This is a genomic window from Dactylosporangium aurantiacum, from assembly GCF_000716715.1.
GTDB classification, from domain to species: Bacteria; Actinomycetota; Actinomycetes; order Mycobacteriales; family Micromonosporaceae; genus Dactylosporangium; species Dactylosporangium aurantiacum.
Map to the genome: position 1 here is coordinate 1 of NZ_JNYJ01000143.1, position 762 is coordinate 762.

At 71.9% G+C, this 762-nt stretch carries 1 protein-coding gene; it reads left to right on the forward strand.

Translation table 11 applies throughout. From position 1 onward, the window contains the following. Positions 1 to 76: 76 nt before the first annotated feature. Positions 77 to 762 (forward strand): prolipoprotein diacylglyceryl transferase (lgt, locus tag OP18_RS50670; RefSeq protein ID WP_033368011.1); only part of this gene is annotated, 686 nt, incomplete at its 3' end.

The following is a 762-nucleotide window of genomic DNA, read 5'->3' on the forward strand; positions in this document are numbered from 1 at the left end:
CCCGCGGTGAACGGGCTGGCAGGGTGAAGTGAACGCCAGTGCCCAGACCGAACGATTTCCGGAGCGTGCACTTCTCATGCTGTTGAGTTATCTGCCGAGCCCGTCGCGGGGCGTATGGCACCTCGGCCCGGTGCCGATCCGCGCCTACGCGTTGTGCATCCTGGCCGGCATCGTCATCGCGGCGCTGCTCACCCAGCGGCGGTGGGCGGCCCGCGGTGGGCGGCCCGAACAGGTCCTGGACGTGGCGATGTGGGCGGTGCCGTTCGGCATTGTCGGCGGGCGGCTCTACCACGTGATCACCGACCCGGAGCTGTACTTCACCGCCGGCCGGGACCCGGTCAGGGCTCTCTACATCTGGGACGGCGGCCTCGGCATCTGGGGCGCCGTCGCCCTCGGCGCCCTGGGCGCCTGGATCGGCTGCCGTCGCGCCGGGATCCCACTGCCGGCCTTCGCCGACGCGCTCGCCCCCGGCCTGCTCATCGCCCAGGCGGTCGGCCGCCTCGGCAACTACTTCAACCAGGAGCTCTACGGCGGGCCGACAACCCTGCCCTGGGCGCTGCGCATCGACGCCGCCCACCGGCCGGCCGATACCCCGGACATCGGCCTCTACCATCCGACCTTCCTGTACGAGGCGCTGTGGTGCCTCGCCGCCGCCGCACTGCTCCTCTGGGCCGAACGACGCTTCGACCTCAACCGCGGGCGGCTCTTCGCCCTCTGCGTCGCCGCCTACACCCTCGGCCGGGTCTGGATCGAAGCGCTCCG